This window comes from Pseudoblastomonas aquimaris, assembly GCF_035481675.1.
Taxonomy (GTDB): domain Bacteria; phylum Pseudomonadota; class Alphaproteobacteria; order Sphingomonadales; family Sphingomonadaceae; genus Alteriqipengyuania_B.
The window spans coordinates 1,488,714-1,513,420 of the sequence record NZ_JAYJJW010000001.1 but is presented as its reverse complement, the minus strand read 5'-3'; the positions used below and the strand labels follow the sequence as shown (position 1 = coordinate 1,513,420).

Annotated in this window: 26 protein-coding genes; 14 read left to right on the top strand and 12 right to left on the bottom strand. The window is 66.7% G+C overall.

The genetic code is table 11. The annotated features are described in order from the left end of the window. Positions 1–3: 3 nt before the first annotated feature. Positions 4–792 (top strand): hypothetical protein, encoded by a 789-nt coding sequence (locus VCJ71_RS07465; protein WP_324640159.1) that lies wholly within the window; start codon positions 4–6, stop codon positions 790–792. Positions 793–822: 30 nt separating this feature from the next. Here the strand turns inward: VCJ71_RS07465 and VCJ71_RS07460 are convergent, their stop codons facing one another. Both VCJ71_RS07460 and VCJ71_RS07455 read right to left on the bottom strand, forming a co-directional pair. Further along, complete coding sequence (locus VCJ71_RS07460) at positions 823–2,133, bottom strand: UDP-glucose dehydrogenase family protein (RefSeq protein WP_324640157.1); 1,311 nt, start codon at positions 2,131–2,133, stop codon at positions 823–825. A gap of 4 nt (positions 2,134–2,137) precedes the next feature. Then, complete coding sequence (locus tag VCJ71_RS07455; protein WP_324640155.1) at positions 2,138–2,932, bottom strand: metallophosphoesterase family protein; 795 nt, start codon at positions 2,930–2,932, stop codon at positions 2,138–2,140. Positions 2,933–3,132: 200 nt separating this feature from the next. Here VCJ71_RS07455 and VCJ71_RS07450 point away from each other — a divergent pair, with 200 nt between their 5' ends. Together VCJ71_RS07450 and VCJ71_RS07445 are read left to right on the top strand one after the other, a co-directional pair. After that, positions 3,133–3,885: a TorF family putative porin gene (locus tag VCJ71_RS07450; RefSeq protein WP_324640153.1), complete on the top strand. Its 753-nt coding sequence runs from the start codon at positions 3,133–3,135 to the stop codon at positions 3,883–3,885. Between the two features lie 101 nt (positions 3,886–3,986). Then, positions 3,987–4,424, top strand: a complete 438-nt coding sequence (locus VCJ71_RS07445; protein ID WP_324640151.1) for a VOC family protein — start codon at positions 3,987–3,989, stop codon at positions 4,422–4,424. Between the two features lie 18 nt (positions 4,425–4,442). On the opposite strand, the gene nhaA is transcribed toward VCJ71_RS07445, so the two are convergent. Continuing rightward, positions 4,443–5,651 (bottom strand): Na+/H+ antiporter NhaA, encoded by a 1,209-nt coding sequence (nhaA, locus tag VCJ71_RS07440; protein WP_324640150.1) that lies wholly within the window; start codon positions 5,649–5,651, stop codon positions 4,443–4,445. A gap of 143 nt (positions 5,652–5,794) precedes the next feature. Between nhaA and VCJ71_RS07435 the strand changes: the two genes are divergently transcribed. The 5 genes from VCJ71_RS07435 to VCJ71_RS07415 all read left to right on the top strand — a co-directional run bounded on the left by VCJ71_RS07435 (position 5,795) and on the right by VCJ71_RS07415 (position 11,991). After that, on the top strand, positions 5,795–7,201 hold the full coding sequence (locus VCJ71_RS07435) for a glycosyl transferase family protein (RefSeq protein ID WP_324640148.1): 1,407 nt from the start codon (positions 5,795–5,797) through the stop codon (positions 7,199–7,201). Positions 7,202–7,743: 542 nt separating this feature from the next. Next, positions 7,744–8,295, top strand: coding sequence for a hypothetical protein (locus VCJ71_RS07430; RefSeq protein ID WP_324640146.1), 552 nt, complete (start codon positions 7,744–7,746; stop codon positions 8,293–8,295). Positions 8,296–8,381: 86 nt separating this feature from the next. Further along, a complete protein-coding gene (locus VCJ71_RS07425) occupies positions 8,382–9,296 on the top strand; it encodes a sulfite exporter TauE/SafE family protein (RefSeq protein WP_324640145.1) in 915 nt (304 codons plus the stop codon). After that, the gene (locus VCJ71_RS07420; protein WP_324640144.1) at positions 9,293–10,045 is read left to right on the top strand and encodes a TIGR02186 family protein; all 753 of its coding nucleotides are present in this window, start codon (positions 9,293–9,295) and stop codon (positions 10,043–10,045) included. Before VCJ71_RS07425 ends, VCJ71_RS07420 begins: the two co-directional genes overlap by 4 nt. Positions 10,046–10,146: 101 nt before the next feature. After that, positions 10,147–11,991, top strand: coding sequence for an ATP-binding protein (locus VCJ71_RS07415; protein WP_324640143.1), 1,845 nt, complete (start codon positions 10,147–10,149; stop codon positions 11,989–11,991). A 3-nt stretch (positions 11,992–11,994) separates the two neighbouring features. Here VCJ71_RS07415 and VCJ71_RS07410 read toward each other — a convergent pair whose 3' ends face one another. From VCJ71_RS07410 to VCJ71_RS07400, 3 genes are read right to left on the bottom strand one after another with little or no spacing between them, the layout of a single operon-like run. Continuing rightward, entirely contained in the window at positions 11,995–12,702 is a 708-nt protein-coding gene (locus VCJ71_RS07410; RefSeq protein WP_324640141.1) for a GDSL-type esterase/lipase family protein, read from the bottom strand. A gap of 1 nt (position 12,703) precedes the next feature. Further along, positions 12,704–13,441: a 7-carboxy-7-deazaguanine synthase QueE gene (locus VCJ71_RS07405; protein ID WP_416379147.1), complete on the bottom strand. Its 738-nt coding sequence runs from the start codon at positions 13,439–13,441 to the stop codon at positions 12,704–12,706. A gap of 7 nt (positions 13,442–13,448) precedes the next feature. Further along, positions 13,449–16,217 (bottom strand): valine--tRNA ligase, encoded by a 2,769-nt coding sequence (locus VCJ71_RS07400; protein WP_324640139.1) that lies wholly within the window; start codon positions 16,215–16,217, stop codon positions 13,449–13,451. Positions 16,218–16,308: 91 nt separating this feature from the next. On the opposite strand from VCJ71_RS07400, the gene VCJ71_RS07395 reads away from it, so the two are divergent. The 4 genes from VCJ71_RS07395 to VCJ71_RS07380 are packed head-to-tail and all read left to right on the top strand — an operon-like array spanning position 16,309 to position 19,895. Next, positions 16,309–17,412 (top strand): ABC transporter permease, encoded by a 1,104-nt coding sequence (locus tag VCJ71_RS07395; protein ID WP_324640137.1) that lies wholly within the window; start codon positions 16,309–16,311, stop codon positions 17,410–17,412. After that, the gene (locus tag VCJ71_RS07390; protein ID WP_416379146.1) at positions 17,409–18,329 is read left to right on the top strand and encodes an ABC transporter ATP-binding protein; all 921 of its coding nucleotides are present in this window, start codon (positions 17,409–17,411) and stop codon (positions 18,327–18,329) included. The genes VCJ71_RS07395 and VCJ71_RS07390 overlap by 4 nt, the downstream gene beginning before the upstream one ends. Before the next feature lie 7 nt (positions 18,330–18,336). After that, positions 18,337–19,284, top strand: coding sequence for an MlaD family protein (locus VCJ71_RS07385; protein ID WP_324640135.1), 948 nt, complete (start codon positions 18,337–18,339; stop codon positions 19,282–19,284). After that, the gene (locus VCJ71_RS07380; protein WP_324640133.1) at positions 19,281–19,895 is read left to right on the top strand and encodes an ABC-type transport auxiliary lipoprotein family protein; all 615 of its coding nucleotides are present in this window, start codon (positions 19,281–19,283) and stop codon (positions 19,893–19,895) included. Before VCJ71_RS07385 ends, VCJ71_RS07380 begins: the two co-directional genes overlap by 4 nt. Here the strand turns inward: VCJ71_RS07380 and VCJ71_RS07375 are convergent. From VCJ71_RS07375 to crcB, 6 genes are read right to left on the bottom strand one after another with little or no spacing between them, the layout of a single operon-like run. Next, positions 19,892–20,587 (bottom strand): ATP12 family chaperone protein, encoded by a 696-nt coding sequence (locus tag VCJ71_RS07375; protein ID WP_324640131.1) that lies wholly within the window; start codon positions 20,585–20,587, stop codon positions 19,892–19,894. The genes VCJ71_RS07380 and VCJ71_RS07375 overlap by 4 nt on opposite strands. Further along, complete coding sequence (locus tag VCJ71_RS07370) at positions 20,584–20,814, bottom strand: hypothetical protein (RefSeq protein WP_324640130.1); 231 nt, start codon at positions 20,812–20,814, stop codon at positions 20,584–20,586. The genes VCJ71_RS07375 and VCJ71_RS07370 overlap by 4 nt, the downstream gene beginning before the upstream one ends. After that, positions 20,807–21,463, bottom strand: coding sequence for an HAD-IA family hydrolase (locus VCJ71_RS07365; RefSeq protein WP_324640129.1), 657 nt, complete (start codon positions 21,461–21,463; stop codon positions 20,807–20,809). Before VCJ71_RS07365 ends, VCJ71_RS07370 begins: the two co-directional genes overlap by 8 nt. Next, complete coding sequence (locus tag VCJ71_RS07360) at positions 21,460–22,062, bottom strand: FMN-binding negative transcriptional regulator (protein WP_324640127.1); 603 nt, start codon at positions 22,060–22,062, stop codon at positions 21,460–21,462. Before VCJ71_RS07360 ends, VCJ71_RS07365 begins: the two co-directional genes overlap by 4 nt. Then, the gene (locus tag VCJ71_RS07355; RefSeq protein ID WP_324640126.1) at positions 22,062–23,198 is read right to left on the bottom strand and encodes an RluA family pseudouridine synthase; all 1,137 of its coding nucleotides are present in this window, start codon (positions 23,196–23,198) and stop codon (positions 22,062–22,064) included. Before VCJ71_RS07355 ends, VCJ71_RS07360 begins: the two co-directional genes overlap by 1 nt. Continuing rightward, entirely contained in the window at positions 23,195–23,602 is a 408-nt protein-coding gene (gene crcB, locus VCJ71_RS07350) for a fluoride efflux transporter CrcB (protein ID WP_324640124.1), read from the bottom strand. Before crcB ends, VCJ71_RS07355 begins: the two co-directional genes overlap by 4 nt. A 231-nt stretch (positions 23,603–23,833) precedes the next feature. Here crcB and rpsU point away from each other — a divergent pair, with 231 nt between their 5' ends. Continuing rightward, a complete protein-coding gene (gene rpsU, locus VCJ71_RS07345; protein ID WP_290135998.1) occupies positions 23,834–24,034 on the top strand; it encodes a 30S ribosomal protein S21 in 201 nt (66 codons plus the stop codon). Between the two features lie 96 nt (positions 24,035–24,130). Further along, a complete protein-coding gene (locus VCJ71_RS07340; RefSeq protein ID WP_324640122.1) occupies positions 24,131–24,676 on the top strand; it encodes an FKBP-type peptidyl-prolyl cis-trans isomerase in 546 nt (181 codons plus the stop codon). The last annotated feature ends 31 nt before the right edge of the window (positions 24,677–24,707 follow it).

Sequence of the window (24,707 nt, the reverse complement as noted above, 5' to 3'; positions counted from 1 at the left end):
GGCATGGAAACTCACGACCAAACCTATCGCAGCACAATGCAACGGGCGGCCATCGTGCTGGCCGTGGTCTTCCAGATCGGGGCGACGACCCTGCCGCAGTTCGGCATCGGCGAGGCGATCGGCAGCCGGTCGGACGATGTCCGCACGCTGATCACCCCGGTCGGGTGGGCCTTCGCGATCTGGGGGCCGCTGTTCTTCGGCACCGTGGTGTTCGCAATCTACCAGGGGCTGCCGGCACAGCATCGCAGCAAGCTGCTGGACCGGATCGGCTGGTATGCGGCAGGCGCCTTTGCCGGTAACGGCCTGTGGGCGTTGTATACGCAGCTGGCCGACATCACCGCGATCTCCGCCGTGATCATCACCGCGACTTTGCTGTGCCTGCTGGCGATTTACCGCACATTCGCCGGCTGGCCGCATCGTTTCACGGCGGGCGAGCGGTGGTGCGCGGTGCTGCCCCTGAGCGCGCTGGCGGCATGGCTGACCGCAGCGACCATCGTGAACTATGCCTCCACCCTGACCTATTACGGCGTCGGCGGCGCGGATCCCGAGCCCTTGCTGGCCGCCGGCGTCGTCATCGTCGGCGGGCTGATCGCCAGCCTCGCCATCCTGCGCGGCGCGGGCAATCCGTGGTACGCGGTAGTGTTCCTGTGGGCGCTTTTCGGCATTTACAACGGCGGCGGCCAGCGCGCGGGCGAGGTGGCGGGAGCCGCCGTCGCCGCCGCTGCGCTGGTAGTGGTCGCGGCGCTCTTCGCGCTCGGCAAGGCGCAAAACCGCGCCCGCTGGTTTGGTTAGCGATGTGCGATACCGGGGCGCGCCCGGTAATCAGCCGCGGCCGATACTCGTGTAGGTAAAGCCCTTGGCCGCCATTTCGTCGGCGCGGTAGACATTGCGCAGGTCGACCAGCACGGGGCTGGCGGCGATGTCCTTCACCCGGTCGAGGTCGAGCGCGCGGAATGCGTCCCATTCCGTCACGAGCGCGATGGCATCGGCGCCTTCGATCGCGGCGTAGGGATCGTCCATCATCTCGACATCGGGCATCAGCGGCTTGGCGAGCTCCATGCCTTCGGGATCGTAGGCAGCCACTTTCACGCCCGCATCGACCAGCGCCTGCGCGATGGCGATCGCCGGGCTGTCGCGCATGTCGTCGGTGTTCGGCTTGAAAGTGAGGCCCAGCAGCGCCACGCGCTTGCCGCGCGCGTTCTCGGCGCCGCCCAGCGCATCGATGACCTTGCGGCCCATCGCCCGCTTGCGGTGGTCGTTCACCTTGACGACCGCTTCGACGATGCGCGTCGGGCTGTCGTAATCCTCCGCCGTCTTCAGCAGAGCGAGCGTATCCTTGGGGAAGCACGATCCGCCATACCCTGGGCCGGCGTTGAGGAACTTCGACCCGATGCGGTTGTCCATCCCGATGCCGCGGCTGACGTCCTGAACGTTGGCGCCCACCTTTTCGCACAGGTCGGCCATCTCGTTGATGAAGGTGATCTTGGTGGCGAGGAAGGCGTTGGCGGCATACTTGATCAGCTCCGCACTGCGGCGCGAGGTGAACAGGATCGGCGCTTCGTTGAGGAACAGCGGGCGATAGACTTCGCGCATGACTTCGCGGCCAAGGTCGCTGTCGGCGCCGATGACGATGCGGTCGGGGCGCTTGAAATCGCCGATGGCCGCGCCTTCGCGCAGGAATTCGGGGTTGGATACGACGGCGAAGTCGACGCCGCTGCCCTGTTCGCCGACGATCCGCTCCACTTCGTCGCCGGTGCCGACGGGCACGGTCGACTTGGTCACGATGACGGCCGGGGTCTTCAAATTGCCGCCGACTTCCTCGGCCACCTGATAGACGAAGGTGAGGTCGGCGTGCCCGTCGCCCCGGCGGCTGGGCGTGCCCACGGCGATGAAGATCGCGGCGGCATCGGCCATGCCTTCGGCAAGGTCGGTGGTGAAGCTGAGCCGGCCTGCCTTCACGTTGCTTTCGACCAGCTCGGCAAGGCCCGGCTCGTAGATCGGCATCACGCCGTCCTTCAGCTTGGCGATCTTGCCCGGATCCTTGTCGATGCAGACCACCTCGTGCCCGAAATCGGCGAAGCATGCGCCCGACACCAAGCCGACATAGCCCGAACCAACCATTGCAATCTTCATGTGCTCAAACCTCTTGCGACAGCACCTTGATGCCGCCCTTCTTTGTCTTGGTAGACAGGATGCGCCGCTCGGTGCCTTCCAAAACGAGGGCGGTCAACACCCCGCTGTCGTATGCGCCCGTATCGACGCCGATCCGATTGCGGCGTACGTCGATCCCGTCGGTGATCGTGTGGCCGTGGACGATCACCGCCTCGTGCTCGCCATCGAAGCTGAGGAAGGGTTCGCGAATCCAGCGCATGTCGTGGGTGCGCTGCTCGGCGAGCGGTATGTCGGGATCGATCCCGGCGTGCACGAAGACATAGTCGCCGATGCGCAGCTGGTCGCCGAGGCCCTTGAGGAACTTGCGGTGCTTTTTCGGCACGCGCTCTTCCATCATCGCCTGCAATTCCTCGATCTCGCTCTCGCGCAGTTCCTTCTTGTCGATGCCGTAGCTCAGCAGCGTTTCGCGCCCGCCGTAACGCAGGAAGCTGCGCAGCGCGCTCGGCTTCTTGAAGGCGAGCAGGAACATGTCCTCGTGATTGCCGCCCAGGACGCGGGCACCGCGTTCCTCCGCCAGCTGCATCGCGCGCTTCACCACGCCCTTCGAATCCGGCCCGCGGTCGACGAGGTCGCCGAGGAGGATCAGGTGTACCGTGTCCACCGGATGGGCGGCGATGTCGGCATCGATACCTTCGATCAGGGCATCGAGGTGTTCGAGGCAGCCGTGGATGTCACCGATCGCGTACACGCGCTCGCCCGGCGGCACTGCCGGCAGCGGGCGGGACGAACCGCCCATCAGTTTGCGCAAACCCTTCAACATGGCGCCCATATCGCCCCGCCGTTGCGGAACTGCAACTGCCGCGCGGCCAGAATCGCGATATGCGCAATTTTCCTTGTGCGGCGCAGCAAAAACCGCCAAGTTTGTTGCGTTCGAGGTACAGGATCGCCCATTCGACAACGAGGCGGCCGGCCCCGGCAGCAGGTGGGACGAAGCGATCTTTTCCGTAACAGGAGCATAATATGCGCACGTCCATTCGCGGTATCCTCGCCGCAGCAACTCTCTCCACCGGCATGCTTGCCGCCCCCGCCGCCTTTGCGCAGGACACCGACGTACCGGGTCCGGTCGAAGTGTCCGCCAACATCGGCGTGGTGACCGACTACCGCTTCCGCGGCGTTTCGCTGACGGAAGGCGATCCGGCCGTGCAGGGCGGCCTCGATATCGCGCACGAAAGCGGCTTCTACATCGGAACCTGGGCCTCCAACATCGTGGGCGGCGATACGTTCGGCGAAGTCGAGGTGGATCTTTATGCCGGCTTCGCCACGCAGATCACCCCGCTGGTGAGCCTCGATGTCGGTGCGACCTATTATGCCTATCCCACCGGCGACGGTCCGGCCGATTACTACGAGCCCTATGCGAAGCTCGGCGCGCAGCTCGGCCCGGTGGAAGCGGGCGTGGGGGTGTATTACGCGCCCGACCAGGAATCGCTGGGCGACGAGGACAATCTCTACGTCTCGCTCGATCTCGGCGCGGGCATCCCGAACACGCCGCTCACCGTCAGCGCGCACGCCGGCTATACCGACGGCGTCCTCGCGCCCGACCTGCTCGCCGGCGGGACCAGCGACAACGGCTGGGACTATTCGGTCGGTCTCGGCTATTCGACGCCCTTCGGGCTCGACTTCGGCGTCAGCTACATCGCGACCGACGGACTCGACGTGGAAGACTTCACAGATGATGCGATTGTCGGCTCGGTGAGCTACTCGGTCACCTTCTGATCCCTTCGCCCTGACCTATCGCGGGGCCTTGCCAGCCGGCCTGCCCTTCGCCTAGCGCGGTGACCACGTTCACCGCAACTTCCGGGCGAAAGGGCAGGCCGATGGCCAAATATCTCCACACCATGATCCGGGTCGCGGACCCGGATGCCGCCATCGAATTCTTCCGGCTAATCGGGCTGGAGGAGGTGCGCCGTGCCGACAGCGAAGGCGGGCGATACACGCTGGTCTTCATGGCCGCACCGGGACAGGAAGGCGTGGCCGAGCTGGAGCTCACCTACAACTGGCCCCCGGAAGACGGCAGCGCGCCGGAAGAATACTCGGGCGGGCGCAATTTCGGCCACCTCGCCTACCGCGTCGAGGATATCTACGACACCTGCCAGCGCCTGATGGACGCCGGGGTGACGATCAACCGCCCCCCGCGCGACGGGCACATGGCCTTCGTCCGCTCGCCCGACGGGATTTCGGTGGAGCTGCTGCAGGAAGGCTATCTCGAGCCGCAGGAACCCTGGGCCAGCATGCAGAACACCGGCAGCTGGTAGGCAGCCGATCGGTAGGGGTCAGCCCGCCTGCGGGTTCGCCATTTCCGGATGCCTCGTTGTCAGGCGCAGCACGCCGTAACCGAGCAGCGCCGATATCAGCGAGCCGAGCAGGATGCCGATCTTGGCTTCCTCCACCAGCACCGGGAAGCCGGGGAAGGCGAGGCCGCTGATGAACAGCGACATGGTAAAGCCGATGCCGCACAGGATCGTCACGCCCCACATTTCCACCCAGCTGCAGCCATCCGGCTTGCGCGCGAAACCGACACGGTCGGCGGCGTAGACGGCGGAGAATATGCCCAGTTGCTTGCCCACCACCAGGCCGGCGGCCACGGCCAGCGGCAGCGGGTCGAGCAGCGCATCGAGCCCCAGTTCGCGGATATCGACCCCGGCGTTGGCGAAGCCGAACACCGGCACGACGAGGTAGGCATTCCAGCCCACCAGCGCGTGTTCGATGTTCTCCAGCATCGACCGGCCGTCGCGGCGTTTCATGGGGATGGTCAGGGCGGCGACGACGCCTGCAATCGTGGCGTGGACGCCCGAAAAGAGCACGCAGACCCACAGCACGAGCGCGGCCAGGATATAGGGCGCGATGCGGCTCACATGGGCGCGGTTCATCCCGATCATGACCGCCAGCACCACCAACGAAGCGATCAGCCATACCAGCTTGATATTGGGCGTATAGGCGAGCGCGATGATCGCGACCGCGCCGATATCGTCCACGATGGCGACAGTCAGCAGGAAGAGGCGCAGCGGTCCGGGCACGCGCGTGCCCAGCAACCCGACGACGCCCATCGCAAAGGCGATGTCGGTCGCGGCCGGGATGGCCCAGCCGGAATGCAAATTGGCGTTGCCGCCGACGAGGAACAGGAAGACGGCGGCGGGCGCGGCCATGCCCGCAGCAGCGGCCAGCACCGGCAGGCGGCGCGCCTTGGGATCGGCCAGGCTGCCCGCAATCAGCTCCCGCTTCACCTCCAGCCCGACGACGAAGAAGAAGATCGCCATCAGCCCGTCGTTGATCCACAGGTGCAGCGTGTCGAGCTTGGGGATCGGGGTCCAGGCCAGGCGCCCATGGAACAGTTCGTGATAGGCGTGCGACAGGCCGGTGTTGGCCACGATCATGGCGGCGGCGGCCACGAAAATGAGCAGGATGCCGGCAAAGGCATCGCTGACGAACAGCGCCTTGAAGGGCCGGATGGCCCGGGCGAAAAATACAGGTGCGGCAGCCATGGCGGCCCCTCTTTCGCAAATGCCGCGCCAATGCAAGCCCGGAGCGAGCCGCCGGGGGCTACACCTGCCCTATCTTGCCGCAGTTGCCTTGCGCCCGGATGGCGTTACTACGTTGAGCTAAGGGGATTTACGGGGGTCGCGCTTTGGAAATCGACGGGTCGCAGCTGCTCGCCGCACTGGCGCTGGTCGAGCGCGAGCTGGTGCTGTTTGCCGGAACGTTTTTCATCATCGGCGCGCTCGACGACCTGGGCGTGGATTTCGCATGGGCGTGGCTGCGGCTGACAGGGCGGGCGCGGACTGCGCGTGTCGAAACCGCGATCGCGCGCGACACTGCGCTCAGCGGTCCGGTGGCCGTCGTCATTCCCGCTTGGCGCGAAGCTGCCGTGATCGGGACCACCGTGCGCCACATGCTTGCTGCCTGGCCTCATGCCGACATGCGCGTCTACGTCGGCACTTATCGCAACGATGCGGCGACCATCGCCGCAGTCCAGCGGGCCGCTGGCGGGGATCCGCGGCTGAGGTTGATCGTCCATTCCGCGTTCGGCCCCACGACCAAGGCCGATTGCCTCAACCGGCTGTACCGGGCGATCGTGCAGGACGAGGCACGCGAAGCCGCGCGAACGCGCATGGTGGTGATGCACGATGCGGAGGACATGGTGCATCCCGCCGCCCTGGCGCTGCTCGACCGTGCCTTGGACAGCGCGGAATTCGTCCAGCTTCCGGTCCTGCCCGCCATCCCTGCGGACGGCCAGTTCATTGCCGGTCACTACGCCGATGAATTCGCGGAAGCCCACGCGAAAGGGATGGTGGTCCGCTCTGCGCTGGGGGCGGGGCTGCCCGGTGCCGGCGTCGGCTGCGCCATCGACCGGATGGCGCTGGAGCGCGTGGCCCGCGCCGCCGGCCGGCACGGCGCGCCCTTCGCCGCCGACTCTCTGACCGAGGACTACGAGCTCGGCCTGTCGATCGCGCAAGGGGGCGGCCGCACGATGTTCCTGCGCGCGCGCGACGAAAGCGGACGACTGGTCGCCACCAGCTCCTATTTCCCCGCCGAATTGGGCGATGCGGTCCGGCAGAAGACGCGTTGGCTGCACGGGATCGCTTTCCAGGGGTGGGACCGGCTCGGCTGGGCCCGTTCCGCGCGCGAATTGTGGATGCGGCTGCGCGACCGGCGCGGGCCCTTCACGGCGCTGGTGCTGGCGGCAGCCTATGCGCTGCTGGTGGTCTCGGGAATTTTGATGCTGGCAGGCTTCGCAGGCGCGGATCGGCCTTACCGCCTCGATCCGGTTGCGGAGACGATCGTGGCCGTCAACCTCGCGTTCTTCGCATGGCGGGCACTCAACCGGCTCGCCTTCACCGCGCGGGAGTACGGGCTTGCGCAGGGCCTCCTAGCCGTGGCGCGTATCCCCATCGCCAACATCATCGCGATCATCGCCGCGCGCCGCGCGATGGCGGCGTACTGGCGCACCTTGCGTGGCGGCCCCGCGATCTGGGACAAGACCGAACATTTCGACCATCCGGCAATTTCTTGGGCTGGCGAAGCGCATAGATGACTGCCACATCGGTCCCCACGCGCCGGGGTCAGCCTCTTTTCGCACTTGCCATGATCGCGGCCACCTGGCTCGCGATCCGCCTCGTCGCGTGGGGAGGACCGGAACCTGAGGCGCCAGCGTTTTTCGCGCCACCGTTAGTCGTCGCGAGTGAGACTCCCATTTTACTGAGGGAGCGACATACCCAATACGCAAATCCTTCCGGTTCCAGTGGGCCCTCTGTCGTTTCTGGGATTGGTCGTTCAGTTGTTCGGAACGAGAGTTCGCCGCCGCTTGAGGCCCACATACCTTTTGCGGTTCTGACGGCCGACTTTCCAAGCGAGACCGACGGATCGCCCCCCGCTGCGAGTCCAAAGCCTTCGAGGCTTTTGAATATTCCTCTGTCTTCGATCCGTCCCGCCGGCCCGCTGTCGCCAGCCTATGTCATCGACCAACGAGCCACGAGCCGCTGGTCCGCCGGCGCCTGGCTGCTCGCCCGCCAAGGTTATTCCGCCGCCCTATCGTCGCTTTCGCCGTCCTACGGGGGCAGCCAAGCTGGCGCCGTCGTGCGTTACCGGCTCGGCGACAGCGACAATCGCCCGACCGCTTACGCGCGGGTCAACCGCTCGCTGGCGCGTACCGCTGCGGATAGCGAGCTCGCGCTCGGCCTGAGCGCACGGCCGCTTGCCCGTGTGCCGGTGGTGGCGGCGGTCGAAGGGCGCGTGCGGGAAGTCCGCGGCGGCGCGGACACGCGCGCGGCGGCGCTCGCGTGGACTGAATTGCCCGTACAGAGCCTTCCGCTCGGCTTGCGGGGCGAGGCCTACCTGCAGGGCGGCTACGTGACGGGCCGCGACGCGACCGCATTCGCCGACGGGCAGGCGCGGATCGACCGCGAGGTTGCTACGTTCGGCGGTGGCGCAGTGCGCGTGCGGGCCGGCGGCGGCGCGTGGGGCGGGGCGCAGGAAGGCGCGGCAAGGCTGGACATCGGCCCCAGCGCGACCATGCAACTGGACCTCGGGCAGCCCGCCGCGCAAGTGGCGTTCGAATGGCGCTTTCGCGTCGCGGGCGAGGCCGCGCCTGCATCCGGGCCGGCCGTGACCGTCACTTTCGGCTTCTGACCGGGCGGGCGAGGCGCGAAAACCCGCTCACAAAGGCGCTTCGCCGCTTCCGTTAGCGGGCTGCGGCGGTTACGGCTGGGCGGCCCATGGATATCTACCTCCCCATCGCCAATCTCGCCGTCAACGGCTGGGTGATCCTGGCGCTGGGCGGGGTGACCGGCATCCTTTCGGGTATGTTCGGCGTGGGCGGCGGGTTCCTGACGACCCCGCTGCTGATCTTCTATGGCGTGCCGCCCACCGTGGCCGCCGCGTCCGCTGCCAGCCAGGTGACCGGCGCCAGCGTCTCCGGCGTGTTCGCCCACACGCGGCGCAGCGGGGTCGATTACCGGATGGGCCTCGTCACCGTCGCGGGCGGCGTGCTGGGCACCGGGATCGGCGCGCTGCTGTTCAACTTCCTGCGCTCGCTCGGCCAGATCGATACGGTCATCAACATCCTCTACGTCATCCTGCTCACCAGCATCGGCACGCTGATGGCGCGCGAAGGGATGGACGCGCTACGCCGCCAGCGCGGGGGGGAGGGGCGCAAGGCGGCGCGCCGCCGGCACCACCCGCTGGTGGCGACCCTGCCGTTCCGCTGGCGCTTCTATGCCTCCGGCCTCTACATCTCGCCCATCGCCCCGCTGGTGCTGGGCATATTGGTCGGCGTTCTGACGATGCTGCTGGGGGTAGGCGGCGGCTTCATCATGGTCCCGGCGATGCTTTACATCCTCGGCATGAGCGCAGGCGTGGTGGTCGGCACCTCGCTGTTCGTCATCCTGTTCGTGACGATGGCGACCACGATGATGCACGCGCTGACCACCCGGGCGGTGGACATCGTGCTCGCCGCGATCCTGCTGTTCGGATCGGTCACCGGCGCGCAGCTGGGCGCCAAGTTCGCCTCGCGCGCGAAGCCCGAAATCCTGCGCCTGGTGCTGGCCGCCATCGTCCTGGCGCTGGCCCTCAAGATGGTGTTCGACCTTGGTGTGACGCCGGCGGACATCTACACGGTCGACCCGCTATGAGGCTGCTGCTAGCCATCCTCGCGCTCGTCCTGTGCACCGCCCAGCGCGAGCCGATCCTGGTGCCCGAAGTTTCCCAGCACGAAGTCGCGCTGCAGCAGGGCTTTACCGGCACCGAACTGCTGCTCTTCGGCGCCATCCTCGATCCCGCCGGCACCCGCGCCGGCGGGCAATACGATATCGCCGTGGTCCTGAAAGGCCCGACCGAGGCGATCCGCCTGCGCGAAAAGGACCGCATCTTCGGCGTGTGGATGAATGCGGATTCTACCGAATTCCGGTCCGCCCCCAGCTTTTACGCCGTGGCATCCTCGCGCCCCATCCCGGCCATTGTCGACGACAAGACGGCGGCGATCTACGAGCTCGGCCTGCGCTGGCTGCAGCTGTCGCCGGTCGGCGCCATCGACCCCGAAGAACAGGCCCGCTTCGCCGCGGGACTCGTCGATTTGCGCAGCGAACAGGGCCTGTTTTTCGAGCAGGCGAGCGGCGTTACGATCAGCGACGACGTACTTTACCAAGCGCGCATCCCGCTGCCGTCGAACGTGTCAGCCGGCACTTACACGGCAGAGACTTTCGCCATCCGTGACGGCCGCGTCCTCGCCTCCGCCGTGTCGGAGGTGGAGGTGCGCAAGACCGGGTTCGAGCGGGATGTGGAGCTTTTCGCGCTCGACAGCGGGTTCTGGTACGGGCTGCTGGCGATTTGCCTGTCGATCCTGCTGGGCTGGATCGCGGGCCGCCTGTTCGCATTCATCTAGGCGATTTGCGGTCGCCGCAGGCCGCCAAATCTTAGCGCCAATTTAACCAATCCCGCCGTAACCCGATGGCGAATACGGGCAATCGTCAGGAAGGTTTTTCGATGACCGATATGGGTCACCAGCGTTTTTCTCCCGCCGCGCACGGTAACGCTCCCACGGGGGATGTCGACACCGGGCGACCTGCCGCGCAGCCCGCGGGTGGGCTGGGTTCCGCGATCCGCCGGGCACCTGCAGGCGAAGCGCCGCAGCCTGCACCGGCCCGCGCGGAAGCGCCCGCGCAACCTGCCGCCAAACCTGCGCCTGCCGCTGCCGCACCGAAAAGCGTCGACCAGGCCGAACCGGCGGACAATGTGACGCCCATCGGCGTCGTCCTCGAAATCGCCGGGTCCGGTTCGCAGATCGCGCTCGACCCAAAGCGCCTCAACGAATGCGCCAAGGACGGCGACCCCTCCATCGCGCTCGCCGGTCAGGTGGGTAGCCAGGTCAAGATCCGCGCCGCCGACGGCTGGCTGCTCGCCAACGTGCGCGACCAGCGGCAGGACCGGCGCCAGGGCGGCGGGATCATCGCCGGCATCGATTTCCTCGGTGAAGGGCAGGAAGAAAAGCTGACCGGGCGCATCCATGGCTTCCGCCGCGGCGTGACCCGCTACCCGATCCCCGGCGCGATGGTCTATCCCGCCACCACGGCCGACCTCAAGCAGATCTACGCCTCCGACGGGCGCAGCTCGATCCGCGTCGGTACCGTCTATCCTACCAAGGATATCCGCGCCGGCATCTATATCGATGCCATGCTCGGCAAGCACTTCGCGCTGCTGGGTTCGACCGGTACCGGTAAGTCGACCAGCGCTGCGCTGATCCTGCACAAGATCTGCGATGCCGCGCCCGAAGGCCACATCGTGATGATCGATCCGCACGGCGAATATTCGGCGGCCTTCCGCAACACGGGCGTGATCTTCGACGTCGACAACCTCCAGATGCCGTACTGGCTGCTCAATTTCGAGGAACATTGCGAAGTCCTGCTGTCGACCGAGGGCAAGGAGTTCCAGGAAGACAGCGACATCCTCGCCAAGTGCCTGCTGAAGGCGCGGTCGAAGAACCGGCTGGCCGAACAGCTCGGCAAGATCACGGTGGATTCGCCGATCCCGTACCTTCTCAGCGACCTGACCGGCATCATCCAGGACGAGATGGGCAAGCTCGACAAGGCGTCCAGCTCCGCCCCGTTCATGCGCATCAAGACCAAGATCGACGAGCTGAAGGCCGATCCGCGTTACCAGTTCATGTTCTCCGGCATGCTGGTGGGCGACACGATGGCGGACTTCATTTCGAAGATCTTCCGCATGCCTTCGGACGGCAAGCCGATTTCCATCATCGACGTGTCGGGCGTGCCGTCGGACATCACCAGTACGGTGGTCGCAGTGCTCAGCCGCCTGGTGTTCGACTTCGCGATCTGGGGCCGGAACGAGGCGACCAAGCCCATCCTGCTCGTGTGCGAGGAAGCCCACCGCTACGTGCCGAACGAGAAGAACGCGGACGGTTCCTCCGTCGGCACGATCCTCAGCCGCATCGCCAAGGAAGGCCGCAAGTACGGCATCAGCCTGGGCCTCATCACCCAGCGCCCCTCCGACCTTGCCGAAGGCGTGCTGTCGCAGTGCGGCACGATCATCTCTATGCGCCTGAACAACGACCGCGACCAGGATTTCGTGCGCGCCGCCATGCCGGAAGGCAGCCGCGGATTCCTCGATTCGATCCCGGCGCTGCGCAACCGCGAATGCATTATCTGCGGCGAAGGCGTGTCGATCCCGATCCGCGTCAGCTTCGACAATCTCGAAGAAGTGAAGCGCCCGGCGTCCGACGATCCCAGCTTCGTCGATCTGTGGAGCAAGTCGGGCGGCGAGGAAGACCTCGTCATCCGCACGGTCGACCGCTGGCGCAGCCAGGGCAAGTAGGCGCTATTGCCGCGGGGCCGGCGCCTCAAGTGCAGGTCGTAATTCGGCTGCCAGCGCACGGTATCCTGCACGGTTGAGGTGCACTCCGTCGCCGCGCTCCAGCGCCGGCGACAGGCCGCCATCGGCATCGACCAACCTTTCCGTCACATCCACGAAGGTGCAGCGCGCATCGGCCTCGCACCGCTGCGCGATGCCCGCATTGATGCCGGTAATTGTGGAGCGTAGTCCCTCGTCCGCGACGGGTAGCAACGGTAGCGAAACGATCGGTGTTTCCGGCGGCAGGGCAGCCAGGACCGCGCCGTAGTCCGCCACGATCGCATCGACATTGCGGTACTTGATATCGTTGTAGCCACCATGCAGCACGATGGCGCGCGCACTGCCCAGCTTGCGATAGTCGCCCACCCGCGCGGCGATATTGCGCAAAGTGTCGGTGCCGATCGCGTAATTGCGGACCGGCCGGCCGAGGAGGGCAGGGTCCATGCCCTCCAGGTGGCTTGTGCCGATCAGCACGATACCGCCCGGTTCGCCCTGCGCGTCAAGGTTGACGAGATAGCGATGCCGCTCCGCCACATAGGCGGTCGGCTCCGGCGGATTGAGGCCGAGGCGCCAGCTCTGGTCCGGCAGCAGGTGCGGCGCGAAGAAGGCCAACGCCGCAATCCCGTGCAGCGCCGCCACCCATATGATGCCGAGCGCGATGACCGCGCGTTTCACCTCAGGTCCCCCGCGTGTCGCCGTGGATATGGATGTGCAGCCGGTCGCTGAAGCGCAAACCGTGTTTCAGGCACAGCTGCTCCAGCCAGGTGGCGCGCCAGCGCAGCATTTCGCTGCTGGTGCCTTCGGGCATCAGGAACGTGCGTTCGTTCGGGAACCGATAGCGTTCCTTCAGCGCCAGCACCTCATCAAGGTCCTCCTCGCGCTGGATCACGAACTTGAAGAAGGCGCGCGGATCGGTGGCGTAGGCGTCCAGCCGCTCGGCGACCAGCGCCAGCTCGCGCGGGTTGCCGCTGTGGGCGAGCTTGGGGCTGACGTTGTACTGGTCGATGCGAATGTCGAGCGGCGGCGGCGCGGTGGTGGTGCCGTTGGTCTCGATCTCCAGCGTCATGTCGGGCAGCAGGGCGACCAGTTCTGCCAGCGCCGCGCCCTGAAGCAGCGGTTCGCCGCCCGTTATGACGAGCCGGTCCTGCCCCAGCGCCAGAATACGCTCCGCCACATCGGCGACATCCAGCGTCACCTGGTTGGGCTTGCGCGGCCATTCCTCCCCGCTTTCGTGCGGGCGTTCGTCGCCTTCGAAATGCCAGGTGTACGGCGTGTCGCACCACACGCAGGCAAGGTTGCAGCGCGACAGGCGGACGAAGGCGACGGGCCGCCCCATGCTCGCCCCTTCGCCCTGCAACGCGGCGAAGATCTCCGGCCCGCCACCGGCCTCCATCGCGGCGAGGACGAGCTTCACGCGCCTGTTATCCCAGCCGCGCGAGTGCCGCGTCGATCCGTTCGACCTCGGCGGTGTGGTGGGCGAGGTCGGCGCGCGCCTTTTCGACGGCTTCCGGCTTGGCGCGCTCGACGAAGTTTGCGTTGCCGAGCCGGCCTTCGAGCGATTTCGCTTCCTTGGCGGAGGCTTCCCGCGCTTTCGACAAGCGGCTGCGTTCTGCCTCGATATCGATCACGCCGTCGAGCGGCACGATGACAACATCGTCGCCCGCGATGACCTGCATCGCGGGGCCTGCGGGCGCCTCGCCCACGGTGACGGGGGTAAGCCGCGCCAGCCGCTCGATCGCGGCGCTGCTGCGCTCGATCACGCCCGCCGCGACCGGGGAGGGGCTGGCGATAAAGGCCGCCAGCTTCTCGCCCGGCGAAATGCCCAGTTCGTTGCGCGCACCCCGGGTCGCCGTGGTCAGGGTAATGACCCAGTCGATCGCCGCGACCGCCTGCGGGTTCACCGATGCCTGCGGCTCCGGCCACTTGGCGGTGATGAGCGGATAGTTCGCCCGGTCCCCCTGCTTGGACCACAGCTCCTCGGTGATGAAGGGCATGAAGGGGTGCAGCATGACGAGGATCTGGTCGAGCGCCCAGCCGGCGACGGCGCGGGTTTCCGCCGCCGCTGCCTCGCTCGCGCCGTCCGCGAAGACCGGCTTGATAAGCTCGAGATACCAGTCGCAGAACCGGTCCCACGTGAAGTGGTAGATCGTGTTGGCCGCCGCATCGAACCTAAGGTCGGCCATCGCCGCTTCCAGCACCTCGACCGTCTTTGCGACCTCGCCGATGATCCACTGGTTGGCGGCCAGCTTCGCTTCAGGCGCGGCGATGGTCTCGCTCGCGCCGATGCCGTTCGACTGGCAGAAACGCGTCGCGTTCCACAGCTTGGTGGCGAAGTTGCGATAACCCTCCACCCGCTTGTCATCCATCTTGATGTCGCGGCCCTGGCTTTCCATTGCCGCCATGAAGAAACGCAGCGCATCGGCGCCGTACGTGTCGATCAGGCCGAGCGGATCGACCACGTTGCCTTTCGACTTCGACATCTTGGACCCGTCGGCGGCGCGCACCAGCCCGTGCAGGTAGAGGCGCGGCCACGGGTCCTGCCCGGTCAGGTAGCGCCCCATCATCATCATCCGCGCATCCCAGAAAAACAGGATGTCGAAGCCGGAAACCAGCAGGTCGTTGGGGTAGTGTTTGGCGAGCAGGTCCGTCCGTTCCGGCCAGCCGAGGGTGGCGAAGGGCCACAGGGCGGAGGAGAACCACGTGTCGAGGACGTCGTCGTCGCGCGTCAGTTCCACGCCTGACCCGGCGAACGCCTGCGCTTCATCTTCGGTTTCGGCGACGAACACGTTGCCATCACCATCGTACCACGCCGGGATCCGGTGGCCCCACCAAAGCTGGCGAGACACACACCACGGCTGGATGTTCTCCATCCAGTTGAAGAAGGTCTTCTCCCAGCTTTTCGGGACGATCTCGACCGCGCCGGTCTTCACCGCCTCGATGGGTTTAACCGCCAGCTTCGCCGCATCGACGTACCACTGGTCGGTCAGCCACGGTTCGATGACCACGCCGCCGCGGTCGCCGAAGGGGGTGGCGATGGTGCGCGGCTCGGCGTCGAGTTCCTGCTCCTCGCCCTTCTTCGTCTTCGCGATGTGCGGGATCAGGTAGCCCTGTTCCTTCATCCGCTGGACCACGAGCTCGCGCGCGCCCTTGCTTTCGCCGGCAAGGTGGATGTTGCGGAAGCGGTGCAGGCCGATGAATTCGTCCGGCACCAGCCCGTCGGCCGTCTGGCAGACGTTCGCTTCGGCATCGAGCATGTTGAGCATGTCGGCCGGCTGGAAGCCCGCGCGCTTGCCGACCTCGAAGTCGTTGAAATCGTGCCCCGGCGTGATCTTCACCGCGCCGCTGCCAAGTTCTGGGTCGGCATGCTCGTCCGCCACGATCGGTACGCGGCGGCCCGTCAGCGGCAGGACCACGTGCTTGCCGACGACCCTAGCATAGCGTTCGTCGGTCGGGTGGACGGCAACCGCCATGTCGGCCAGAATCGTTTCGGGGCGGGTGGTGGCGACCTCGATGTAATCCTGCCCGTTCGCCAGGGTCACACCGTCTTCGAGCGGGTACTTGAAGTGCCAGAAATGCCCGGCGACGTCCTGCGTTTCGACCTCCAGGTCGCTGATCGCGGTTTTCAGCTTTGGGTCCCAGTTCACCAGCCGCTTGTCGCGGTAGATGAGGCCGTCGTTGTATAGGTCGACGAAGGTTTTCAGCACGGCCTTGGTGAAATGGTCGCTCATGGTGAACGCTTCTTGGTCCCACGCCACGGATTCGCCGAGCCGACGCATCTGGTCGAGGATCATACCGCCACTTTCCGCCTTCCAGTCCCAGACCTTGTCGACGAATTCCTCGCGGCTGTAGTTCGTCCGCTTATCCTGTTTCGCTTCCAACTGCCGTTCCACGACCATTTGTGTCGCGATACCCGCATGGTCCATTCCGGGCAGGAACAGCGCGTCCTTGCCACGCAAGCGTTCGTAGCGGGTCACGATATCCATCAAAGTGTGGTCGAGCGCGTGGCCGATATGCAGGCTGCCCGTCACATTCGGCGGCGGAAGCATGATTGTGAATGGCTCGGCATCGGGCCGTTCCGGGCGGAACAGGCCGTTTTCTTCCCAGTGCGCGTACCAGCGGGCCTCGATCTCCGCCGGATCGAAGGTGGTGGCGAGGGTGTTGCCGGATGCGGTATTCTTTTCGCTCGTCATGCAGGCGGCATTGCCAGCGGCCCTGCGCCATTACAAGCGGGCCCGTGCAAACGCTTGTAAGGCCCTGCGAAACCCCGCATAAGCGCCCGCGATGAGCGACGGGGCACTTTTCCGGCAGGACGACGACGGCACACTGGTGCTGGAAGGCAACTGGCTGGTCAGCACGGTGGGCGAGGTGGACCAGTCGGTCCGCGCGCTCGACGGCGAGGTGCGCCGCGTGGACCTTTCGGGCGTGGAGGAGATCGACACGGTCGGCGCCTATCTCGCCTGGTCCGTGGCCGCCCGGCACGATGCATCGATCGAAGGCGCGGACGAACGCGCCACCCGCCTGATCGAAGCGGTGCAGAGCGACGAGGGTGAGGAAATCGACGTGCGCGCCGAACGCGCCCCGGTCATGCAGCGCGTGATGGGCGAAACCGGCGACAAGGTCATCAATTTCGGCTACGGCACGCGCGACATGGTCGGCTTCTTCGGTGCGGCGATTTCCGCGCTGGGCGCCGTCATCCGCCACCCCAGCCGTTTCCGCAGCAAGGCGCTGGTTCGCCAGATGGAGCTGATCGGGGTCTCCGCGCTCGGCATTGTCGGGTTGATGAGCTTCCTGATCGGCATCGTCGTCGCGCAGCAGGGCGCGGTGCAACTGCGCCAGTTCGGCGCGGAAATCTACACCATCAACCTTACCGGCAGGCTGTGTCTGCGCGAACTGGGCGTGCTGATGACCGCGATCATGGTCGCGGGCCGTTCCGGCAGCGCCTTTGCCGCGCAGATCGGCACGATGCAGCTGACCGAGGAAGTCGACGCGATGCGCACGATCGGCATTTCGCCGATGGAAGCGCTGGTTGTGCCGCGCATCCTTGCCATCGTGTTCATGATGCCGCTGCTCGGTTTTTACGCCAGCGTGATGGCGATCATCGGCGGCGCATTCGTGTCCTCGCTGACGCTGGGCATCCCCTTCGCCACTTTCCTTTCCCGCGTGCAGGAAGTGGTTCCGACCTACGACCTGTGGGTCGGCCTCATCAAGGCGCCGCTGTTCGGCCTCATCATCGCGCTCACCGGCTGCTACCAGGGCATGCAGGTGAAGGGCGATTCCGAACAGGTCGGCCTGCGCACCACCACCGCCGTGGTACAGGGCATCTTCGCCGTCATCGTGCTCGACGCGTTCTTCGCGATCTTCTTCAGCGAAGTGGGCTGGGCATGACCAGGCTGATGGATCCCAAGTCCGCCGACGTGCTGCGCCACCGCCACGGGCGCTTCCGCGGCGAATACCCGATCCGCGTGCGTGGCCTGCGCAACGCGTTCGGCGATCAGGTGGTCCACGAAGGGCTCGACCTCGACGTGAAGCGGGGCGAGATCATCGGCGTCGTCGGCGGCTCGGGCACCGGCAAGTCGGTGCTGATGCGCTCCATCATCGGGCTGCAACAGCCGAGCGAAGGCGATATCGAGGTCTTCGGCAAGTCGATGACGGAAGCCGAACCGGACGAGGAAATCGGCGTGCGCAGCCGCTGGGGCGTGCTGTTCCAGGGCGGCGCCCTGTTCTCCACCCTGACGGTTGGCGAAAACGTGCAGGTGCCGCTCAAGCAATTCTACCCCGACATCGAACCGTGGCTGATGAACGAGATCGCGCGCTACAAGGTGCGCCTGTCCGGCCTGCCGGAAGAGGCGGCGAACAAATACCCGAGCGAGCTTTCGGGCGGCATGAAGAAGCGTGCCGGCCTCGCCCGTGCGCTCGCGCTCGATCCGGAACTGCTGTTCCTCGACGAGCCGACCGCCGGTCTCGACCCGATCGGCGCGGCCAAGTTCGACGAGCTGACCCGCAACCTGCAGCAGACGCTGGGGCTTACCGTATTCCTCATCACCCATGACCTCGATTCGCTCTACGAGATCTGCGACCGCGTGGCGGTGCTGGCGGACAAGAAGGTCATCGCGGTTGGTACGATCCCGGAGTTGAAGCAGACCGGCCATCCGTGGATCGAGGATTATTTCAACGGGCCGCGCGGACGCGCCGCTCTCGAAGGCAAGACCACCGGCGATGCCGACAAGTTGGATGCAGAGAGGGCGGAGGCCGCGAAAGCGGATGCCGCAGCCATGGACAAGCGTCCGGAAAACGGGGAATAGGGCCGCAATGGAAACTCGCGCAAACCATCTGTGGGTCGGTGTCGTCACGCTCGCCCTGCTGGCGGCACTGGCGGCGGCGATCATCGTGCTCGCCGGGCTCGGCAAGGACGACCAGCAACGCTACGACATCTTCTTCAAGACCAGCGTCGACGGGCTCGCCAACGGCAGCCAGGTCAGCTTTTCCGGCGTGCCGGTGGGCCAGGTCGAGGAAATCGAACTGTGGCCGCAGGACCCCGAATTCGTGCGCGTGCGCATCCGGGTGAAGGAAGGCGTGCCGATCCTGCAGGGCACCACGGCGACCGTGCTGGGCAGCTTCACCGGCGTATCGACCATCCAGCTCGACGGCGCGCGCAAGGACGCGCCGCCGATTACCGAACCGGGGCCGGAAGGTGTGCCGGTCATCCCGTACAAGCCGGGCGGTTTCGGCGAATTGCTGGCGAACGCGCCGCTACTGCTCGAACGCGTTGCTACGCTGACGGAGCGGCTGACGATGTTGCTGTCGGACGAGAACCAGGCCTCGATCGCCGGCATCCTCAACAACACCCAGCGCCTGACCGACCAGATCGCCGACCAGGCGCCCGAAATCACCGAGACGCTGAACGCCCTGCAGCGGGCGACCGACCAGGGCACGCAGACGCTGGCAGAGGCCGAAGGCTTGCTCCGCAGCGCGACCGGCGCCGTCGATGGCGTCAGCGCCGAAGCGCCCGCCATCGCGGCCAGCCTGCGCCAGACGCTGCAGGCAGCGGAAGGCGCAACGCGCGAACTGGAAGCGACGCTTGCCTCCGTGCAGCCCGCCGCCGCCCGCGTGAACAACGAGACACTGCCGGCTGCCGAAGCCACGCTGCGCGACCTGCAGCGGACCAGCCAGTCGCTGCGTGCGATCGTCGAACGGCTGGAGGACGAAGGTGCGACCAGCCTGATCGGGAGCGAGAAGCTGCCGGATTACAAGCCATGACCACGACCGGGAACAAGACCATGAAATCGATCCGCATGCTGGTTGCCTTGCCGGTCGTCGCAGCGCTTTCCGCCTGCATCAGCTTCGGCGACGATCCGCCCGAAAGCCTCTTCGACCTCACCCCGCAAGTCATGCGCCCGGCGGGTTCGGGCAGCAGCGGCCTGATCGAACAGGCCATCGGCGTGAGCGAGGTCGACGCGCCCAAGAAGCTCGCCGTACAGCGCGTACCGGTGCAGATCGATGCGGCCAACGTCGCCTATCTGGAAGACGCGCTGTGGGTGGAGCGGCCGACGCGCCTGTTCACCACGCTGCTCGCCGAAACGCTGCGTGCGCGGACGGACAGGCTGGTGGTCGACACCGGCAATGCGCAGGTACTGCCCGACACCAAGCTGACCGGCACGCTGCGCGAAATGGGGTACGATGTGGCCACCAGCTCCGTCATCGTGCGGTTCGACGCGATGCTGACAACGGGGGAGAACGTGGTCCGCACCCGCCGCTTCGAAAGCCGTATCTCAGGCGTCGCGCCGCAGGCCGCAGCGGTTGGCCCGGCGCTCAACCAGGCTGCCAACGAAGTTGCGATCGGCGTGGCCGACTGGGCTGGCGGCGCTTAGGCTTTCCTGCTCAATTCGATAAACCGCGCGGCGGCCGCGAATTGCGCCTCGCGCCCGTCGCGGCGTTCGCGCGCAGCCGGGTCCCAGCCCCATTGCTCCGCCTGCCAGTCCTCTTCGAGATTTGCCGCCGCGAACAGGCTTTGCGTATCCCCGCCTTCGCTGGCCTCGAGCGCGACGCAAAGCGATGCGGCGAGCGAGGCAAGGGTCTGCAGCCCGGCCAGCGTGAATGCGTCGCGCTTCGCCAGGCTCTCGACCAATGCGGCCTTCGTCTCTTCCGGATGCGCGCGGTAGCCGACGCCGCTGACTCTCTCCAGCCGCACGCCTTCGCGCGCTTCGAATGCGGATAGCAAGGGCTCCCAAACGTCCGATTGCTTGCGCCACAGCGGCTCGTCCGGGTCGGCGCGGTAACAGAGCGTGTCGGTTTCTAGGAACTGCAGTAGCTTGTCCGTCACGGCGGCGCGGTCGCGCGCGACGTGGTCGATGGCATAGTCCGCCATGTCGCGCAGCGGGAAGGCGGCGGGGTCGACCTTGTCGCCCTGGGCCCGCCATTCGTCCGCCAGCGCCTGCGCCAGCGCATGGGTCGGCACGATCTGCGGCGCACCGCCCTGCGTGCGGATGCGCCGCCCGTCGAGCGCCACCTGCCAGCCGCCATCGACCTGCTCGACCGTGGTTTCCTTCCAGAAACGCTTCATTCCTTCGGGCTCCGGAACTGCTTCGCCATGATGACGGGGATCACGAAGGTCTCCACTATGCCGGCGAGGATGAGGCCGTAACCGACCACCGGGGCCGGCCCGATCACGCCGTTCGCCATGGCCAAGCCTGCCAGAACCATGACGATGCCGACCAGCCGGCTTAGCTGGATCAGCATGAAGCGCGCGAAGGCCGGGTCTTTCTGCTGCTGCTTCGGGTCGTCAGCCACGGATCATCGCCTCCAGTTCCTCCATATCGCGCGCCACGCCGATGGCGCCGGCGCCCAGCAATTCGTCTGCCTCGTGATAACCCCACTCGACCCCGATGGCGCGCACGCCCGCGTTGGTGGCGGCGGCGATATCATACGTCGTATCGCCGATCATCACCGTGTCGTCAGGCGGGGTGGCGGTTTCGAACATCGCTTCGGCCAGCATCGCGGGATCGGGCTTCGACGGATGGCGGTCGGCCGTCTGCAGGGAGGAGAACAGGTCGATAATCCCGTGCGCAGTCAGGCAACTGACCAGCCCGCGGTCGGACTTGCCGGTCGCGACAGCCAGCGCCCAGCCATCGGCATGCAGGCGGCGGAGCAGCGCCTCGATCCCGTCGAACAGCGGTTCGTGCAGGCGGCCTTCGGTGCGGGCTGCGCGGAAATTTTCCTTGTAGGCTTCCACCACTTCGGCCCGCTCCGCATCTTCGCCATCCGGCATCAGCTGGCGAACCGCCTGCGGCAGGCTGAGGCCGACGATGCGGCGGATGGCGCTGCGCGGCGGGGGCGGGGCGCCGATCCGGGCGAAGGCCTGCTCCATCGCCTCGCACACGGCCGCCTGTCCGTCGACGAGCGTGCCGTCGCAATCGAAGATGGCGAGGCGGCCGCTCACGGCAGCGTCCGCATCAGTTCGGCAACGCCGAGCGAGCCTTCGGCCTCCAGCGCGGCAGCGACCCGTTCGCGCTCGTCCGCCGGCTGGTTCTGCGACAGCTTGATCGTCTCGCGCCAGGCCATGACTTCCATCTCGAAGCCCACGATGCCGCGCAGCTGGGCGCGCATCGCCTGCGGCGTCAGCTTGTCCATCGTCCACGGTTCCCCGCCGGTAGCGATGCGCCCTTCATGCCGCGAAGACAGGGTTTCGAGCAGGCCGACCAGCCCTTCTTCCTCCATCTGCCGCACCGGCCCTTCCAGCTCGATCGCGACGTAGTTCCACGTCGGCACCTTGTTCGGATCGTCGTACCAGCGGCTGGAGACATAGGCGTCCGGCCCGTTGACCACGGCCAGCGCGGTTGCACCCGGCAGGTGTCGGGTCAGTGCGTTGGCGCGGGCGAGGTGGAATTGCACCGCGCCGTCTCCCGTCGACACGAGCGGGGTGTGGGCGACGCGCGGCCCGTCGGGCGTGGTCAGGAAAACCATGCCGAAGCCGACCTGGTCGATCAGCGCCTCGTGCAATGCGCGCTCGTCGCGCCGGAAGGCGGGATTGGGATGCATCAGCGCTTCTTGGGCGGTTTCTTCTTCGCGGCCCCCTTGGCCGGGGAGGTCACGCGGCTGCGGCGCTCGCCCCGGCGCGACTTGCGGTATTGCTTGGCGTGCTGGCGCGCCGCCTGCTTCTTCTCCGCCTTGCTGCGTTCGGGCGGGCCCTGTTCCGGCGCGGCATCTGACAGGGAAGGGTCGAAGCCGAGCTGCTCCATCGATTCGGCGAAATGATCGGGCAGCTCGGCGGTGACGTCGATCTTGCCTGCGCCGGGACTATCGATGATCAGGCGGCGCGCGTGAAGGTGCATCTTGCGGCTGATGCTGCCGGTCAGGAAGGCATCCTGCCCGCCGTACTTGCCGTCGCCCACGATCGGATGGCCCATCGCCGCGCAGTGGACGCGCAGCTGGTGGGTGCGGCCGGTCAGCGGCTCCAGCTCCAGCCAGGCGGCCCGGTTGCCGGCACGCTCGACGACGCGGTAGCGCGTCTTGGCGGGCGCACCCTCGTCGTCGACATGCATCTTCTCGCCGCCGGTGCCGGGCTGCTTGGCGAGCGGGGCCTCGATCAGCCCTTCGTGGATTTCCGGCACACCAACCACCAGCGCCCAGTAGATCTTCTTTGCGCTGCGCCCGGAAAAACGCTTGGAAAAGAACGCTGCGCTGCCCGGCGTGCGGGCGATCAGCAGGACGCCGCTGGTATCCTTGTCCAGCCGGTGGACCAGCCGCGGGCGCGGTGCATCGCCATCCGCATAGGCATCCAGCAGCCGGTCGACATGGCGCGTGGTGCCGGTGCCGCCCTGCGTGGCGAGGCCCGGCGGCTTGTTCAGCACCAGCGCGGCCTTGGTTTCCCTGATCAGGATATCGGCGGCAAGGCTGCGATCTTCCTCCGACAGCTCGACCGGCTTGCGCGGTTTGGCTGCCGCCCCGCCCGGGGGCACGCGCAGCACCTGCCCTGCGGCGAGGCGATCGTCCGGCTTCACCCGCTTGCCGTCCACCCGCACCTGTCCGGTGCGCGCCCAGCGGCTGACCATGCCGAAGCCGATCTGCGGCAAGTGGCGCTTGAACCAGCGATCGAGGCGGATGCCGTCGTCGTCCGCCGCAACGGTGAACTGGCGCACCTCGTCTTCGGGGTTTTTCGTGTCGTCGGCGCTCATCCTGCCACCCGCATCATCGTGAGGCCGAAGAACAGCGCCGAAATGCCCAGCGCCACGCTTAGCACGGCATAGAGCACGGCAAGGCCCAGCTGACCGCGCTCGATCAGCAGCACGCATTCAAGGCTGAACGCGCTGAAGGTGGTGAACCCGCCCAGCAGGCCCACGCCGAGCAGCAGCCGCGCCTGGTCACCGCCCGCGCCGTGCCGCGCGAGATAGCCGGCGAGGATGCCCATCAGCAGGCTGCCCGCGGCGTTCGCCGCCAGCGTCGCCCACGGGAAGACGCTGACCATCTCCGGCCCCAGCCAGCGGGTCATGCCGCGCCCCAGCTGGTAGCGCGCGGCAGCGCCCATCGCGCCGCCAAGGGCGACCGACAGGGTGGGGATGAAGGAAGGGGCGGCAGACATATGTTCGCGCCTTAGCGGCGCCGCGATGGGCTGACTAGTCGCGTGTGTCCGCGCCGCGGCGAGCGAGCGCCTTGCGTTTTCCGGCGATTCGGCATATACAGCGCGCTGTCGGGCCCGATCCGGAACGGATGCGGTGCCTTTTTTGTTGTCTAATCAGACAGGAATACAACGGCAACCCCGCCACTGCAGGCGGGCTCTGGCCGCATCGTTTTGAAAGAGGTTGAGTAATTTATGCAGATCATGGTTCGCGATAACAATGTCGACCAGGCCCTCCGCGCGCTCAAGAAGAAGCTGCAGCGGGAGGGGGTGTATCGCGAAATGAAGCTGCGTCGCCACTACGAAAAGCCGAGCGAGAAGCGCGCCCGTGAAAAGGCCGCTGCCGTGCGCCGCGCCCGCAAGATGGAGCGCAAGCGGATGGAACGCGAAGGCTGAGCCATCGTTCGAATAGGCGCTTGCGGGCACCTTTCGACTAAGCCATGAGGGCGCGGAATTTTCCGCGCCCTTTTGCGTATCAGGACATGTGTTGAAATGACCGAGATCACCCGCGTACCACTCCGCCCGATCAAGCAGGGCTCGCTCACCAAGCTGTGGGTGGCGATCGCCGTGCTGGTGCTGGCCGCGGCCGGCCTTGCCTGGGCCTCCATGCCCAAGGTCCAGACGCTGGACGGCGGCACCACGGTGCAGGTGATCGAGGAAGGCGAGGGCGACAGTCCGGCGTCCAACGATTTCGTCCGCGTCGCCTACACCGGCTCGCTGGAAGACGGTACGGTCTTCGACCAGAACGACGATGCGGCCTTCCCGGTCGACGGCGTGGTCCCGGGCTTCTCCAAGGCGCTGCAGGTCATGCAGCCGGGCGGCAAGTACCGCGTGAAGATCCCCGCCGCCGAAGGCTATGGCGAGGCGGGCAGCGGCCCGATCCCGGGCGGCGCCGACCTCAATTTCGAAGTCGAACTGCTGGAATTCCGCACCCGCGCGGAGATCGAGGCGATGCAGCAGCAGATGCAGATGCAGCAGGAACTGCAGCGCCAGTTGCAGGAACAGCAGCAGGGCGCGACTCCGGCTCCGACTGAATAAACAGTCGCGGCGAATAACTCGCGGCGCCCAC